Below are 15,392 nucleotides of genomic sequence, written 5' to 3'. Positions count from 1 at the left end.
ACATGTTTCCGCACTGCAAGAGAGGGAAACATTGCCCGGCGTAATTCAATTGTCACTGTTGCAGAAAAGAGACTGTCAGGCGCGCTAAATTTCAAGCATGGCCGGGTTAATGTAACATTCAGAATGTGACCTAGTGCATCAACACACTAAGGCATGCTGCGTCAGAAACATTTCGATACACAGCGAAAGCCGCTCAGCGCTCGACGCACATGGCGATTCCCATACCGCCGCCGATGCAGAGCGTGGCGAGGCCCTTCTTCGCATCGCGCTTCTGCATCTCGTAGATCAGCGTGGTCAGGACGCGCGCGCCCGAGGCGCCGATCGGGTGGCCGATGGCGATCGCGCCGCCATTGACGTTGACCTTGCTGGCGTCCCAGCCAAGCTCCTTGCCGACCGAAAGCGCCTGCGCCGCGAACGCCTCATTGGCTTCGATCAGGTCGAGATCGGCAATGCTCCAGCCGGCCTTCTCGAGCGCTTTCTTCGACGCCGGGACCGGGCCGATTCCCATGATCGAAGGGTCGACGCCGGCGGTCGCCCAGCTCCGAATCGTCGCCAGGATCGATGCGCCGCGCTTCTCGGCTTCGTCGCGGCGCATCACGACCAATGCTGCAGCGCCGTCGTTGAGGCCCGAGGCATTGGCGGCGGTGACGGTGCCGTCCTTCTTGAACGCCGGGCGCAGGCCCGAAACGCTGTCGATCGTGGCGCCGGCGCGGATATATTCGTCGTCGGAGACGACGGTGTCGCCCTTGCGACCCTTGATCGTCACCGGGGCGATCTCGTCCTTGAACCGGCCCTCAGCGCGCGCCTTCTCGGCCTTGTTCTGCGAGGCGACGGCGAACTCGTCCTGCTCGACGCGGGTGACCTGGTACTGCTCGGCCAGGTTCTCGGCAGTGATGCCCATGTGATAGCCGTTGAACACGTCGGTCAGGCCGTCCTTGATCATCGTGTCGACCAGGGTGACGTCGCCCATCTTCGCACCTGCACGCAGCGCCTGGGCGTGGTTGGCGAGCGACATGCTCTCCTGGCCGCCGGCGACGACGATGGTCGAATCGCCGGTCTGGATCGCCTGGGCGGCAAGCGCCACGGCGCGCAGGCCCGAGCCGCAGACCTGCTGCACGCTCCACGCCGGCACTTCCTTGGGCACGCCGGCGGCCATCGAGGCCTGGCGGGCGGGGTTCTGGCCCTGGGCGGCGGTGAGCACCTGGCCGAGGATGACCTCGCTGACTTCCTCGCCCTTCACGCCGGCCTGCTCGAGCGCGGCCTCGATCGCGACACGGCCCAGCTCGTGCGCGGGGGTGCTGCCAAATGCGCCGAGGAATGCGCCCACCGGGGTGCGCTTGGCGGCGATGATGACGACGTCGTTCGGGTTGGCCATGCTCGGGACTCCTGCGGGTGGTTCTGTTGTTTGGCGGCTATTTAGGGTGCGCTGCGGCAAGAAGCCAGTCGCGCAAGGGCTCCCACACCATTGCCCGCGCCTGCCCGCCGACGATCATCCCGACATGGCCGAGTGCGAGGCTCCTCCGCTCGGGCAGGTTCGCGGCGGTGGCGGCGGGGACGATCCGGTCGGTGGTCGAGAGCAGTTCGAGCGCGGGGCAGGCGAGGCGGGAGGGCAGGACGCGCGTTCCCTCCACCCACCAGCGGCCGCTTCCGGGGCGATCGGTCTTGAAGAAGCGCTCGAACATCTGCGCGCCCGCGGCATAGGTCAGCGGCGCGCCGGCATTCGCCCAGTCCTCCAATGCGATGAACGCCCGGGCCTGGTCGCTGTCCGGTTCGATTCGGGCGAATCGCTCGAACTTGGCGATGGTGCGGGCGGGATCGAGCTGCCAGAAGCCCGCCTGCAGCACTTCCATCGGCACCAGCCCGAGCTGCGCACAGGCGGGCTGGGCGGCTTCCCATTGCGATGCAATGGCTGCGCGCGCGAGATCGCCATAGCGGCGGAAGCGCCAGGGCGCGGCGATCGTCACCAGCCCGCGCGCCGGCCGCAGCGCCGCGCCGGCCATCGCCAGCGTGCCCCCCAGGCAATAGCCGGCGAGCAGTGGCGGTTCGTCGAGCGCATCCAGCAGCGGGAGCAGCAGCGCGGTGATATGCGCGTCCACGCCCTGGTCGCGATCCGTCGGATCAGGCGTGCCCCAGTCTACAAGAAGCGGCCGAAGCCCTTGAGTCGCCAGCCATTCGAGCAGCGAATTGCCCGGCGCAAGATCGAGGATGAAGGGCGGATTGATCAGCGAGGGGACGAAGACGACCGGCGGCCCGTCGCCGCCATAGTCGCGCAGGGACGCGCGGCCGGCCGTGGCGATTGCGGGCTTGAGCGCGCGCTCGGGCGGCCTTTCCGCCTCCTGATAGGCCTTCAGTCCGGCCAGCGCGGCGGCGCGCCGCTCGGGCGATGCTGCGGTCTCGCTGCGCAACAGCGAGAGGAACAGCGGAAGGGGGCGCGGTCCGTGTTGCGCCGCAGAATGAAACGATGATAGATATGTTTCACTCACCTGGGGGCCTTAGATGAAGAAAAGCGCTGCTGGTACGGGACCGGTCATCATCAAGAAGTACGCGAACCGGCGTCTCTACAACACCGAAACCTCGTCCTACATCACGCTGGACCATCTCGCCGCGATGACGCGCGAGGGGCGCGATTTCAAGGTCGTCGATGCCAAGACCGAGGAGGACATCACCCATAATGTCCTCACCCAGATCATCATGGAAGAGGAGCAGCGCGGACAGACCATGCTGCCGGTCAACTTCCTGCGCCAGCTGATCGCGCTCTACGGCGATTCGATGCAGGCGATGGTGCCGGGCTATCTGGAAGCCTCGATGGAGAGCTTCCGCCGCAACCAGCAGCAGTTCAAGTCGGCGGTCGAGGGTGCCTTCGCCAACTCGCCCTTCGCCGAGATGGCCAAGCGCAACATGGAGATCTTCGAGGCGGCGACCCAGGCGTTCAAGCCTGGCGCGACGCCGGGTGCTCCGGGCGCGGCTGCCGCGCCGACCGCTGCTCCGGCTGCCAGCGAGGGCGATGACGTCGCCGCGCTGAAGGCGGAGCTGGCCCGGCTGCAGGACAAGATCGAGAAGCTGGCGAAATAATCATCGCTTCCCCTCCCTGGAAGGGAGGGGAGCTTTCTAGAACTAACCCCGCCCCCGCAGCCCACCCAATGCCGCGCGGATTTCCTCCAGCGTCGGCATCTTCTGCTCGATCACGCAGCGCAGTCCGAGGCCGGTGAAGCCGTGATAATCGGTGGCACTGGCGAAGGCGATCGTGCTGTCGCCGCGCACCTCGGCACCCCGCACCGCATTGGGCGGCAGCGCGACATGCTCGCCGTGGCGTTTGCCCGAGGAGCTCGCGACGATCCGATCCTGCTCGTCGACGATCGAGATGCTCGTCCGCCCCCAGTCGCGCTCGCCGAACAGCGAGCGGTCCGAGATGATGGCGGGGATGTGCCCCTCCCAGTCGAATTCGAGATAGAAGGCGCCGAGTGGCCGGCCGTCGCGGCCGCGCGGGCGCACGCCGTTGACGAAGACCAGCACCGCGCGGTGGTCCGAATAGGGATTGAGCCACACTTCGTCGGTGAACCATTCGTCGCGGCGGTGGCTGCGCATCGCGTTCAGATATTGCGGCGCGTTCGCCAGGTCGACGCCGCGCACCCGCGCATGCGGATCGGACGCGGCGATCACCTTGCCCTCATGGTTGGCGAGGAAGGCGTTGACATAATAAGGCGAGATGCCGGTCAGCATCGCCAGCCGCGCATCGGCGGCGGCGATCGTCTCGGGCGAGGGATCTTCCAGCGCGGCGATCACCTCGGAATCGGATGCCATCACCCGCAGGTCGATGCTGCGGCCATAGAGATGGCGGCTGACATTCTGGATCAGCGCCTGGGCGAGCTCGACCAGGCGGGTGCCCTCGATCTCGCTGACCATCTCATCGGCGATGCCCGCCCCCATGGCGAGGCGCTCGCGCACTTCGGAGCGGAATTCGATCGATGCGCCGCGCGCCTGCTGGGCCAGCGCCTTCACTTCCTGCGCCACCACCGAGAAGCCGCGCCCGGCCTCGCCCGAGCGGGCGGCCTCGATCGCGGCGTTCAGCGCGAGCAGATTGGTGCGCGCAGCGATCTCCTCGCTGGTCGCGGCATAGCTGTCCACTTCCTCGCGGAGGACCGACAAAAGGGTTCGAATTCGGCGCGGCACGTTCCAGTGCCTAATCCGAATTGGTTAATCCTGCGTTGAGTCGAAACCGCTTCGGTGGAATCTGCTCATGGTTTCCGGAACTTGAGCGTCATCCGGTCGCTCTCGCCGATCGCCGCGTACTTGGCGCGATCGACGTCCTTGAGCGTGTAGCTCGGCGGCAGCGTCCACACCCCCTGGGGCCAGTCCGCGGTATCGCGCGGATTGGCGTTGACCTCCGACGCGCCGACGAACTTGAAGCCGGCCTGCTCGGCCAACCGGCGCACGGTCGAGACCTTGATATAGCCGCTGGTCTTCTCGCGCTCGGCGCTGGCGCTCTCGGGCAGGCGATGATCCTCGATGCCGAGCGTGCCGCCCTTCTTGAGCATCGCGAACATCTGGGCGAACGCCTCGGGCGAGTAATCCACGTTGCCGCGCTTGTAGCCCATCCGCCAGTTATGGACGTTGCGGAAGGTCAGCACGACGTCGGCAGTGCCGTCCGGCACCTTGGGCTGGCCGGCCTGGGCAGGGAAGGCGACGAGCTGGGCATGGCCGTAGAGCGCCGTGTCCTTGGCCTTGAGTGTTTCGACCGCCTTGCCGCCATTGGGGAAATCGGGGCCCACTGCCGCGTAATAGCTGCCCTTTGCCCGGGTGAGCGGGGCGAGGATCTCGGTGTACCAGCCGCCGCCCGGCCAGATCTCGACCACGGTGTTGCCGGGCTTCACCCCGAAGAAATTGAGCGTGTCGACCGGATGGCGATACTGGTCGCGCGCGACATTGGCCGGCGAGCGGGTGGGCGAGGCGACCGCTTCGGCGATCGTCTGGCGCTGCATCTGGGGAGCGCCGGTGGCGACGCTGGCCACTGCGGCGGCGGTGGTGAACACGGCAAGGATGGTCAGGGTCTGGCGCACGCGAATTCCCTCCCTAGATGTCGTCCGCGCATTTGGGGGATTTTTGTGACGATGCAACTACAATTATGGCTCGGGGCGGCGGGCGCGGCGGTGATCGCGGTGGTCAGCGGTCTGGGCGAGCATCGCCGGCGCAAGCGCAAGCGGATCGACGATGTCGGTTTCGTGCCCTGGCAGTTCCTCCAGGTGATGGCGATGCTGGGCGCGGTAATCCTGGCGAGCGTTGCGCTGAATTTGCGGTAAGGCGGATGCGTCAGGGCGCTTTTGCCGGGCATAGCGCGACACTGGAGGCGCGCTGGTCGATGAGCAGCGTGAAATGTTGCAAGGCGTGCGCGCCGACCAGAAGCTCGGGATATTTGTCCGAGACTCGAACCGTCACGTCGGAGAGCGTGGCTACGCCGATCCGGAAGGGGCCGTGCAAGGTCGCGCTGCCGGTCTTCACCGTGGTGTTGGTGAGCGTGCCCTCTCCTGCTGCGGCGATCGTGCCGCCACCGAGGCGATCGAACAGCGGCTGTGGCAGCACGAAGGCGACATTGGCGCCGGTATCCAGATTGCCTTCGGCTGCGACTGCGTCGATGGTCACCGGCACGCGGAAGGCGCGGGTATAGCCGAGCACGCCGGGTTCGCCGCGCCTGAGGCCGGGGCCGCGCGTGAACGTCAGCCGCCGCCGCGGATAGTCGAGCACCAGCAGTCCGTCGGCGAAGAAGGCACGGCCGAGGATGCCGGCAAAGGCCGCTTCCGGGGCCATCCTCCCGCTATAGTCGCGGGTCATCACTTCGAGGTCGCGGCGAACAAGCCCGCCCAGTTCGACAGAGGCCAGCCGGACCGTATCCACGCGCGCGCTGGCCATCGCATCCGATGTTGTCGCCGCGCCGGTGACAGGCAGGCGCAGCGTCGCGACCAGGCTAGCATCCGCGCGGCCCATGCCGCTGGCGCCAGTGTCTACGGCGAAGCGGAAGGGCCCCTGGCCATTGACTTGCACCCGAACATAGATGCGACCATCGACGATCTCGAACGGCACGCTGAGCACGGCGCTGTCGGGCGCAGTTGTCGCCAGTGCGCAGACGGCAGGGCTGGCGGGCGAGGCTGATTGGGCCATTGCGGGCGTGGCTATGGCCCCTGCAATCGCGCCGCAAACCGTCAGTGTCGCCTTCCAGCCCATGCCCGCCCCAACCGCCTGTGAGTTATTGAAATGATACACCTGGGCGAATGCCCGTCAATCCCGCGTGCCGGCGGGCCTGCGCACGGTGTCGGTTATGCGATAGGATCGGCCGGACAATGGAGGTTTGTGCGATGATCACATTATGGGGCGAAGGCCGGGGGTTCCGGGTGGCATGGCTGCTCGAGGAACTGGGCCTGCCCTGGCGGCTGCGGCCGGTGGATATGCTCGCCGGGGTGGAGAACGACCCCGAATTCCTGGCGATCAACCCGGCCGGGTTCATCCCGGCGCTGCAGGACGGCGAGGTCGTCCTGGTCGAATCCATCGCGATCCTCGAATATCTGCTGGGGCGCTACGGACCCTCGCCGCTGGCCCCGCAGCCGGCCGATCCGGCATTCCCGCTCTACCAGCAATTCCTCCATCTGGGCGAAGCCGGCATGGCGACCTTTGTGTTCGTCTTCGTCGCCACCAACATCCTCGCGCCCGAGGGCGAGAAGGACAATTGGAGCGCCCGCGCCAGCCTCGACTGGTTCGAGAGCCGGCGCGGGATCGTCGCGCGGCAGCTGACGCAGGCGCCGTACATGGCGGGCGAGGCCTTCACCGCCGCCGACATCTCGATCAGCTACGCGCTCCAGTTCGCCGAGCGGACGAAGGGTGCCGTGCTGCGCGAGGACGAGCTGGCCTATCTTGCCCGCACCACCGGCCGCGCCGGCTACAGGCGGGCGATGGACAAGTGCACCGATACCAAGGCCTGGGTGGCGGCGCTGGCGGAGGCGGATGCCTAGCGGGAGCCGACCTGCCATGCTTTTCCCCGGCGAAGGCCGGGGCCCAGACTTGAAAGTTACGCGCCTTTGGCGCGTCTTCGCCGCGCACTGCTTAGTCTGGACCCCGGCCTTCGCCGGGGAAAAATGAGGTGGCGCAGCCAGCCCTAATAGAACTTTCGCAGCGTCAACTGGCGCTCGCGGCCGCCACACAGGGTGAGTGTCACCACGCGTCCCGGCGTCCCTGCGCTCCAGTCGATCGGGCGGCCCGCGACCGCCACGCCATCGGCGGCGCAGATCGTCTCGCCCTCGCGCCAGCCGCCTGCCTCGGCGGGCGAGCCGCGCATGACGTGGAGCACGCGCAGATGCGCATCCTCGGCGCCAAGCAGCAGCCCGCTGGTCGAGCGCAGCACCGGCGTGGCGGGCGCGCCGGCGGGCTGGAGCACCATCCGCCCCGCGCGCGGATCGAGCAGCACGCGGTAGCGCAGCAGCAGCCCGGTGCCGATCCGTCCGGCGGCGCCGGCGGCGGTGGAATAGCCGCCTTCGCCTTCGATGCGGACCTCGGTCTCGGGCAGGGTGCTGCCGCCCAGGGTGAAGCCGGGGATGACCGCGGCCTCGCTGACCAGCGCGCCGCCGATACCCCAGCCCAGCGTAGTGGTGAGGGTGGCGCCGCGATAATTGGCGCTGGTCCAGGCGGCGCGGCTCAGCGTCACCGCGGCGCCGTCGCCGGTATCGACGATCATCGGCCGCAGCCGCGCGCCGCCCAGCCGGATCTCGGTGACCGGCACTTCGGAGCCGTGCTGGAGCGACAGCGGTGCGGTGTGGCCCGTGAAGGGCATGCGGCCGCTGGGCAGGATGCGGAAGCGGCGCACCGCATAGTCGATGTCGAGCGCGCAGCAGCTCAGCACGTCGCTGCCGATCAGCAGGTCGGCGCCGAACCGGTCCTGCCCCGGCGCATCGGGAATGACGATGCGCCCGCCGCGCCTTGTGAGCCCGCCCATCACCAGTGTCCCGCCCGGCGCCCAGGCGACCTCGACCCCGCCGCCGATCGCCAGCGCGCGCTGGCGCCGGCCGATGGCGAGCCGGGCGCGAGCGGCGAAATCCTGGGTGGCGAGCGTGTTGGTCAGCCCGGTGTCGAGCACCGCGCGCACCGCCCGGCCGTTGAGCACCGCCTCGAAGCGGATCTGGTTGGAGGGCGTCAGGTCGAAGGCGATCCAGCGCGCCTCGCTGTCGGGCGCCAGGGTGATGCCGTCCTTCGCCTCCTCGATTGCAGGCGGGGAGGCGAGGCCGAGAAAGACCGCGAGGGGCAAGAGAAAGGACAGCACCGACCCAGCCTAGCCGGTCAGGCGATCAGAGGCACGCCTCGAGCAGCGCCTGGTCGAAGCCATACTGCTTGGCCTTGTCGAGCGTATAGGGGCGCAGGCCCATCGAGCGATACTCGCCGATGATCTTGCCGTCGGCGCTCTCGTCGAGATACTCGAACTTGAACAGCTCCTGGGTGACGATCACCGGGCCTTCCATGCCGATCACCTCGGTGACGTTGGTCACACGGCGCGAACCGTCGCGCAGGCGCTTCACCTGGATGATCAGGTCGACCGAATCGGCGATCTGGCGGCTGATCGCTTCCTTCGGCACCTTGATGTCCGACATCATCACCATGTTCTCCATACGGGCGAGCGCCTCGCGCGGAGAGTTGGAGTGGAGCGTACACATCGAGCCGTCATGGCCGGTGTTCATGGCGGCGAGCATGTCGAAACACTCGCTGCCGCGGATTTCGCCCAGGATGATCCGGTCCGGGCGCATACGCAGCGCGTTCTTCACCAGGTCGCGGATGGTGATCTCGCCCTGGCCTTCGAGGTTGGGCGGACGGGTTTCGAGCGGCAGCCAGTGCGGCTGCTGCAGGCGGAGTTCGGCCGCGTCCTCGATCGTCAGCACGCGCTCGCCCGGGTCGATCATCTTCGACAGCGCGTTGAGCATCGTCGTCTTGCCCGAGCCGGTGCCGCCCGAGATGACGATGTTGAAGCGGCTGGCGCCGGCGATCTTGAGCGCGGTCGCCATCTTCTGCGACATCGACCCGCCCTGGGCCATCATGTCGAGCGTGATCGGCTTGGCCGAGAATTTACGAATCGAGATCGCGGTGCCGCGCAAGCTCAGCGGCGGCACGATCACGTTGACGCGGCTGCCGTCCTTGAGGCGGGCGTCGGCGAGCGGCGTGGTCTGGTCGACGCGGCGGCCGACCGAGTTGCAGATGCGCTGCGCGATCTGGAACAGATGCTCCTCGTCGCGGAACTGGATGTTCGCGAGCTCGAGCTTGCCCTTGCGCTCGACAAAGGTCTGCTCGGGGCCGTTGACCATGATGTCCGAGATGGCCGGATCGGCGAGCAGCTCTTCGAGCGGCCCGAGGCCGAGCAGCTCGTCGACCAGCACCTTCTCGAGCGCGAACTGCTCGCGCCGGTTCAGGGTCAGCTTCAGTTCGGCGAGCACTTCGCCGATGATCGGGCGGAATTCCTCGGCCAGCTCGTCCTTGCTGAGCGTGGCGGCGGCCTCGGGATCGACTCGCTCGAGCAGGCGCGGAAGCACCTGTTCCTTGATGCGGTGGATCGAAGCCTCGAAGCCTTCGACGCGCGAATTGCCCTGCTCACCCGCGGCGGCCTGGCGGTCGGCGAGGCGCTGGAGCGCCTCTGCGCTGGCGATGCTGGGGCCGTTGGGATCGCGCTCGGCCATCGGGTCGGGCATGGCGCCCTGGCCCGGAAGCGGCACGGAATTGATCGGCGGGAACTGGTCGCCGCCCAGCGGGGCGGGATCGACCGGGCGGGGCAGCGGTCCGCCGCCCTGCATCGGGCGCGCAACGCCGAACGCCGGCCGGCCTGCCGGTCCACCACCCAATCCGCTGCGTCGTCCGAAAGCGCTCATCAGAACCCAATGTCCCCTCGACCGAGAGGTGTTACCGGCCAAGGCTTGATATTTACCTAACCCGGTAACCCCGCTTGTTACGGAGATGGACCGGCAAAGGTGCAGGCCGGGTAAACGCGCCGGCCTAGAGGAACGGTCCCTTGGCACGGATGCGCGCCCCGCTGGGCGGAACGCCGGCGAGTGCGCGGAAGTCGCGCGCCATGTGCGCCTGGTCGGCATAGCCGCGCGCGGCGGCGGTATCGGCGAGATTGTCCCCGCCTTGCTGGATGTCTTGCAGCGCCTCGCGGAAGCGCAGCAGGCGCAGATAGGTGCGCGGCGCCAGCCCCAGCTCGCGCGCGAAGATGCGCTGCAGCCGGCGATGGGGCAGGCCGGTGGCTGCCGAGATGTCGGCGACGCTGGTCGAGGCGAGGACGGCGCGGGCAAGCGGCGGCGGCTCGATGCCGGCAAGCGCTGCGGTCAGCTTGGCGACCGGGGCGCCTCGCAGCAGGTCGGCGAGCGGCGAATCGGGCGCCACCGCGACCCAGTCGTCGGCGAAGCCGGGGCAGGGCGGACCGCCGAGCGCGTGCCAGGCCCAGGGCCAGAGCTTGATCGCGGTGAAGCGCGCATCGCCGCTGAAGCCGAAGCGGATCGGATGGGGCGAGAGGCCGGTGGCGAAGAATTCCGGCTGGTCGCGCCGCCATTCGGAACGGCCGGCGGAACGGTGGATCAGCTCGACGCAGCCGTCCGGAGTCGCCTCATGCTCGACCCAGCCCGGCTCGCTTGCCGCGAGCGTCCATACCGCGGCGACAAGGCCGTCGAGCGCGGGCGGCAGGGGCAACTCGGCATAGTCCATGCGCCGAACCTCGCATGTCGCGTGCGTTCAAGCCAGTGTCGCCGCACGGGCATAGCGTCGGGCGAAACAGGGAGGATCGAGGATGATCGCGAACATCATGCTGCTCGCCGGGCTGGGACTGTCGCCGGAGCCGCTCGACTGGTTGGTCGGCAAATGGTGCACCGAGCCGCTCAATGGCCGGACGACCTGCGAGACCTGGCAGCCGATGGGCGCGGATCATGTCATGCGCGGCGAGACGGTCACGACGTCGGCCAAGGGCGAGCGGCGCGAGCCGATGCGGATCACCGACGAGGCGGGCAAGCTCGTCTTCCATGCCGAGCCGCCGGGCCAGACGGCCACCGATTTCGCGGGAGCGGCCTCCGCGCCGCAGAGCGTGGCGTTCGTCAACGCCGCGCACGACTATCCGCAGCGCGTCCGCTACTGGCGCGAGGGAGAGCTGCTGATGGCGGAGATTTCGCTGGCCGATGGCAGCAAGCCGATGCGGTGGCGCTATCGGCGCGCGGGCCAGTAGTTCGTCTGGGGTGAAAGCCGGGACCCGGGCCGCGAAAGCGGGACGAGAGCTTCCCGGGTGGATCCCGACTTTCGTCGGGAGACGGAGCCGACGGGGCGAACCCGTCGGCATTTCGTCGTGTCAGCCGGCCTTTTCGGCGAGAACCGTCAGGCCCTTCTCGTTCACTTCGGCGAACCCGCCTTCGATGCGGATCGTCTCGGGCGTGGTGGCGCCGGCCTTGTAGATCTCCAGATTGCCGTCGCGGATGGTCGACATCAGCGGGGCATGGCCTTCGAGCACGCCGAAATCGCCCTCGGAGCCGGGGACGACGACCATGTACACTTCCTCCGAACGGAGGAGCTTTTCGGGCGTGACGAGTTCGAAGTGGAGGGACATTTTCTTAGCCTTCTCTCCCTCTCCCCTTCAGGGGAGAGGGCAGGGGAGAGGGGAAAGCGGCAAATGCCCCTCTCCCCGGCCCTCTCCCCGCGAGCGGAGAGAGGGAGTAGTTCTTCTTACGCCTCGCCGGCGAGCTTCTTGGCCTTCTCGACCGCCTGGTCGATGCCGCCGACCATGTAGAAGGCCGCTTCCGGCAGGTGGTCATACTCACCGTTCACCACCGCCTTGAACGACTTGATGGTGTCCTCGATCTGCACGAACGCACCCGGGATGCCGGTGAACACTTCGGCGACGTGGAAGGGCTGCGAGAGGAAGCGCTGGATCTTGCGGGCGCGCGAGACGGTCAGCTTGTCCTCTTCCGAGAGCTCGTCCATGCCGAGGATGGCGATGATGTCCTGCAGCGACTTGTACTTCTGCAGGATCGACTGGACCGCACGGGCCGTGTCGTAATGCTCCTGGCCGACGACGCGCGGCTCGAGGACGCGGCTGGTCGAGTCCAGCGGATCCACCGCCGGATAGATGCCGAGCTCCGAGATCGCGCGGTTGAGCACGGTCGTCGCGTCGAGGTGGGCGAACGAAGTCGCCGGCGCCGGGTCGGTAAGGTCGTCCGCGGGGACGTACACCGCCTGCACCGAAGTGATCGAGCCCTTGTTGGTCGAGGTGATGCGCTCCTGCAGCGCCCCCATGTCGGTCGACAGGGTCGGCTGATAGCCCACGGCCGAAGGAATACGGCCGAGCAGCGCCGACACTTCCGCGCCCGCCTGGGTGAAGCGGAAGATGTTGTCGACGAAGAACAGCACGTCCTGGCCTTCGACGTCGCGGAAATACTCGGCGATCGTCAGGCCCGACAGCGCGACGCGGGCACGGGCGCCCGGCGGCTCGTTCATCTGGCCATAGACCAGGGCGACCTTCGAGCCGTCCGAGATCGCGTTGCCATCGGCGTCCTTGGCGATGACGCCCGCGTCGAGGAACTCGTGGTAAAGGTCGTTGCCCTCACGGGTGCGCTCGCCGACGCCGGCGAACACCGAGGTGCCGCCATGGCCCTTGGCGATGTTGTTGATCAGCTCCTGGATGAGCACGGTCTTGCCCACGCCGGCGCCGCCGAACAGGCCGATCTTGCCGCCCTTCGCATAGGGCGCGAGCAGGTCGATGACCTTGATGCCGGTGACGAGGATCGAGCTCTCGGTCGACTGGTCGATGAAGAGCGGGGCCTCGGCGTGGATCGGCGCGCGCAGGTCGGTGGCGACCGGGCCGCGCTCGTCGATCGGCTCGCCGACGACGTTGAGGATGCGGCCGAGCGTGGCCGGGCCGACCGGAACGCGGATCTGGCTGCCGGTGTCGGTGACGGTCTGGCCGCGGGTCAGGCCCTCGGTCGAGTCCATCGCGATCGTGCGGACGGTGTTCTCGCCGAGGTGCTGGGCGACCTCGAGGACGAGCTTGTTGCCGTTGTTGTCGGTCTCGAGCGCCGAAAGGATCGCCGGCAGCGGGCCTTCGAAGGCGACGTCGACGACGGCGCCGATCACCTGGCTGATGCGGCCGCCATTGTTGGTCGTGGCCGGCACGGCGCCCGGGGCATCGGCCTTGGGCTTCGCGGCGCGCGGCTTGCGCGCGGGCTTCTCTGCGGTCGGGGCTGCGGTGGCCATCTTACTTTCCTTGGGTCTGATTGGCGGGGGCACTAGCCCCGACGCGGGTGAAAGTCACGGTGATGTGGCGATCCTTGGCGTTGCCGCCGCCGATCGGGTTGGCGTCGACGATGATGGAGACGCCGTGCTGAACGTCCTTCGCCGATTCGCGGCGCTGGAGGGCGCCGTTGATCGTGTCGCCCGGCCCAACTTCGAAGCGGGCGAGGAAGCCGAGCACGATGCGACGGACATAGCCGTAGGAATCGCGGGCACGGCCATCGAGCTTCTCTTCATGCTTCACGTCGAAGGTGAAGCGGATCGTCTCGATCGTGTCGGCCTTGGCGCCGGTCGCCTCGAAGGCGCTCTCGACGGCGATGCCGTTGGGCTCTTCGGGCCAGGTGACCTTGCCGGTGGCGGCAAAGCCCTTGCCCGCCGCCTTATAGCCTTCGACCTTGAACCCGAAGTCGTTGGCGGCGGCGACTACGGCGGCCGGATTGCTGAAGATCTGGCCCCAGCGATCGGCCATCACCTTGTCGCGGTCCGGTGCGCGGTTCTGCGCGGCGGCGGCCTGCTGCTCGTTGAGCGACGGATCATGCGCAGCCCCGCAGCCCGCGAGCGGGGCCGCAGCCACGATCAGCAGGAGGGGGACTGCGAAACGCATCAGAGCGCCTCGGCGCCCGAGATGATCTCGACCAGCTCGGTGGTGATCGCGGCCTGGCGCTGACGGTTGTACAGCGTGTTGAGGCGCTTGATCAGGTCGCCGGCGTTGCGCGTGGCATTGTCCATCGCGGTCATCTTCGAGCCCTGCTCCGACGCGGCATTCTCGCGCATCGCACGGAACAGCTGGATCGCGACATTGCTCGGCAGCAGGTCGGCGAGGATCGATTCCTCGTCCGGCTCATAGGTGACGGCGGCGATGCCCGCGGTTTCAGCTTCCGCGCCGGCCTGCGGGATCGCGACCGGGATGATCTGCTGCGCGGTCGGCTCCTGGGCGAGGACCGACTTGAAGGTCGAGTAGAATAGCGTGGCGACGTCGAACTCGCCCGCCTCGAAGCGCGCGATCAGGTCGTCGGCATAGCCGCGCGCATCGGCGAAGCTCAGCTTGCCCAGGTCGCCCGGCTCGATCGAGTGGATGATGTTCTTGGGGAACTGGCGGTTCAGCACGGCGCGGCCCTTGCGGCCGATCGTGTAGATCTTCACCGTCTTGCCCTGCGCCAGCAGCTCCTGCGCATGGCGGCGGGCCAGGCGGGCGATGTTGGTGTTGAACGCGCCGGCCAGGCCCTTGTCGCTGGTGGCGATGATGAGCAGGTGCACGTCATCCTTGCCGGTGCCGGCGAGCAGCTTGGGCGAGCTCTCGCTCACCGTGACCTTGCTGGCCAGGCTGGCGACGACGCCTTCGAGGCGCTGGGCATAGGGGCGCCCGGCCTCGGCCGCTTCCTGCGCGCGGCGCAGCTTGGCGGCGGCGACCATCTTCATCGCCTTGGTGATCTTCTGCGTCGACTTCACCGAGCCGATGCGGATCTTGAGGGCCTTCAAACTTGCCATTTACGAATTCCGAGCAAGGGCCAGACGGCCCGCGAGACCAACAAATGCGACACCGAGAACGCCCTCGATCCAGCGCATCGCGCTGCTCTGCTTCGCGGCACGGCCCGCACGGGCGGCGACGAAGACGATACCGGTGAGCCAGAAGCCGCCGAGCACATAGGGCACTGCGATCAGCAGCGCCCCCTTGAGCGGGGCATCAGCGCCGGTGCCGACGAACTGCGGCAGGATGGCGAGGAAGAACAGTGCGACCTTGGGATTGAGCGCGGTGGTGAGCAGCCCCTGCCAGAAGGGCTTGCCCAAGGCAGGCGCCTCGGCGGTGGCGGGAGCCGGCTGGATCGCCCCGCGGATCAGCTTGAAGCCGAGCCATGCGAGGTAGATCGCGCCGGCGGTCTTCACCACCGTGAACAGCGCCGGGAAGACCGACAGGACGCTGAGGAAGCCGAAGCCGCACAGCGCCATGTACCAGAGGCCCCCGAGCACCACGCCCGAGACCGCCGCCAGGCCGGCCCGCACGCCTCCGCGCGCCGCGTGACCCGCGACGAGCATCGTGTCCGGCCCGGGCGTCAGCACAAGGCCGACGCTGAGCAGCGTCCACGCGAGGAGGGAGTGGTCGGCCACCG

Annotated in this window: 17 protein-coding genes; 4 read left to right on the top strand and 13 right to left on the bottom strand. The window is 68.0% G+C overall.

What is annotated here, in order from left to right; genetic code table 11:
• Nucleotides 1–193 precede the first annotated feature (193 nt).
• Together J2W22_RS00300 and J2W22_RS00295 are read right to left on the bottom strand one after the other, a co-directional pair.
• Nucleotides 194–1,375: an acetyl-CoA C-acetyltransferase gene (locus J2W22_RS00300; protein WP_307116275.1), complete on the bottom strand. Its 1,182-nt coding sequence runs from the start codon at nt 1,373–1,375 to the stop codon at nt 194–196.
• A 37-nt stretch (nt 1,376–1,412) separates the two neighbouring features.
• Nucleotides 1,413–2,408 carry an alpha/beta fold hydrolase gene (locus tag J2W22_RS00295; protein ID WP_307117959.1) on the bottom strand — a complete coding sequence of 332 codons (996 nt, stop codon included), beginning with the start codon at nt 2,406–2,408 and terminating at the stop codon, nt 1,413–1,415.
• Nucleotides 2,409–2,496: 88 nt separating this feature from the next.
• Between J2W22_RS00295 and phaR the strand changes: the two genes are divergently transcribed.
• Entirely contained in the window at nt 2,497–3,072 is a 576-nt protein-coding gene (phaR, locus tag J2W22_RS00290; protein WP_307116274.1) for a polyhydroxyalkanoate synthesis repressor PhaR, read from the top strand.
• A 42-nt stretch (nt 3,073–3,114) separates the two neighbouring features.
• Here phaR and J2W22_RS00285 read toward each other — a convergent pair whose 3' ends face one another.
• Both J2W22_RS00285 and J2W22_RS00280 read right to left on the bottom strand, forming a co-directional pair.
• A complete protein-coding gene (locus J2W22_RS00285) occupies nt 3,115–4,146 on the bottom strand; it encodes a methyl-accepting chemotaxis protein (protein WP_307116273.1) in 1,032 nt (343 codons plus the stop codon).
• Between the two features lie 89 nt (nt 4,147–4,235).
• Nucleotides 4,236–5,057: a class I SAM-dependent methyltransferase gene (locus J2W22_RS00280; RefSeq protein WP_307116272.1), complete on the bottom strand. Its 822-nt coding sequence runs from the start codon at nt 5,055–5,057 to the stop codon at nt 4,236–4,238.
• A gap of 45 nt (nt 5,058–5,102) precedes the next feature.
• Here J2W22_RS00280 and J2W22_RS00275 point away from each other — a divergent pair, with 45 nt between their 5' ends.
• The gene (locus J2W22_RS00275; RefSeq protein ID WP_373422924.1) at nt 5,103–5,297 is read left to right on the top strand and encodes a hypothetical protein; all 195 of its coding nucleotides are present in this window, start codon (nt 5,103–5,105) and stop codon (nt 5,295–5,297) included.
• 10 nt (nt 5,298–5,307) lie between these two features.
• On the opposite strand, the gene J2W22_RS00270 is transcribed toward J2W22_RS00275, so the two are convergent.
• Nucleotides 5,308–6,153, bottom strand: coding sequence for a retropepsin-like aspartic protease (locus tag J2W22_RS00270; protein WP_307116271.1), 846 nt, complete (start codon nt 6,151–6,153; stop codon nt 5,308–5,310).
• Nucleotides 6,154–6,347: 194 nt separating this feature from the next.
• Between J2W22_RS00270 and J2W22_RS00265 the strand changes: the two genes are divergently transcribed.
• Nucleotides 6,348–6,998, top strand: coding sequence for a glutathione S-transferase family protein (locus J2W22_RS00265; protein ID WP_307116270.1), 651 nt, complete (start codon nt 6,348–6,350; stop codon nt 6,996–6,998).
• Nucleotides 6,999–7,141: 143 nt separating this feature from the next.
• Here J2W22_RS00265 and J2W22_RS00260 read toward each other — a convergent pair whose 3' ends face one another.
• From J2W22_RS00260 to J2W22_RS00250, 3 genes are all read right to left on the bottom strand, one after another.
• Nucleotides 7,142–8,299: an aspartyl protease family protein gene (locus J2W22_RS00260; protein WP_307116269.1), complete on the bottom strand. Its 1,158-nt coding sequence runs from the start codon at nt 8,297–8,299 to the stop codon at nt 7,142–7,144.
• A gap of 25 nt (nt 8,300–8,324) precedes the next feature.
• Nucleotides 8,325–9,887, bottom strand: a complete 1,563-nt coding sequence (locus J2W22_RS00255) for a CpaF family protein (RefSeq protein WP_307116268.1) — start codon at nt 9,885–9,887, stop codon at nt 8,325–8,327.
• Between the two features lie 124 nt (nt 9,888–10,011).
• Complete coding sequence (locus J2W22_RS00250; protein WP_307116267.1) at nt 10,012–10,719, bottom strand: helix-turn-helix domain-containing protein; 708 nt, start codon at nt 10,717–10,719, stop codon at nt 10,012–10,014.
• An 82-nt stretch (nt 10,720–10,801) separates the two neighbouring features.
• On the opposite strand from J2W22_RS00250, the gene J2W22_RS00245 reads away from it, so the two are divergent.
• Complete coding sequence (locus J2W22_RS00245; protein WP_307116266.1) at nt 10,802–11,230, top strand: DUF6265 family protein; 429 nt, start codon at nt 10,802–10,804, stop codon at nt 11,228–11,230.
• Nucleotides 11,231–11,350: 120 nt separating this feature from the next.
• Here the strand turns inward: J2W22_RS00245 and J2W22_RS00240 are convergent, their stop codons facing one another.
• The 5 genes from J2W22_RS00240 to J2W22_RS00220 form a co-directional block, all read right to left on the bottom strand.
• Nucleotides 11,351–11,605 (bottom strand): ATP synthase F1 subunit epsilon, encoded by a 255-nt coding sequence (locus J2W22_RS00240; RefSeq protein WP_307116265.1) that lies wholly within the window; start codon nt 11,603–11,605, stop codon nt 11,351–11,353.
• 116 nt (nt 11,606–11,721) lie between these two features.
• Complete coding sequence (gene atpD, locus J2W22_RS00235; RefSeq protein WP_307116264.1) at nt 11,722–13,248, bottom strand: F0F1 ATP synthase subunit beta; 1,527 nt, start codon at nt 13,246–13,248, stop codon at nt 11,722–11,724.
• 1 nt (nt 13,249) lies between these two features.
• A complete protein-coding gene (locus tag J2W22_RS00230; RefSeq protein ID WP_307116263.1) occupies nt 13,250–13,888 on the bottom strand; it encodes a hypothetical protein in 639 nt (212 codons plus the stop codon).
• Nucleotides 13,888–14,772, bottom strand: coding sequence for a F0F1 ATP synthase subunit gamma (locus J2W22_RS00225; RefSeq protein ID WP_307116262.1), 885 nt, complete (start codon nt 14,770–14,772; stop codon nt 13,888–13,890). The genes J2W22_RS00230 and J2W22_RS00225 overlap by 1 nt, the downstream gene beginning before the upstream one ends.
• Nucleotides 14,773–15,390 (bottom strand): LysE family translocator, encoded by a 618-nt coding sequence (locus J2W22_RS00220; RefSeq protein WP_307116261.1) that lies wholly within the window; start codon nt 15,388–15,390, stop codon nt 14,773–14,775.
• Nucleotides 15,391–15,392 lie beyond the last annotated feature (2 nt).

The sequence above is a fragment of the Sphingomonas kyeonggiensis genome, from assembly GCF_030812785.1.
Classification (GTDB): domain Bacteria; phylum Pseudomonadota; class Alphaproteobacteria; order Sphingomonadales; family Sphingomonadaceae; genus Sphingomonas; species Sphingomonas kyeonggiensis_B.
The sequence above is the reverse complement of the archived record's forward strand: the minus strand, read 5'-3'. Positions and strand labels throughout refer to the sequence as shown.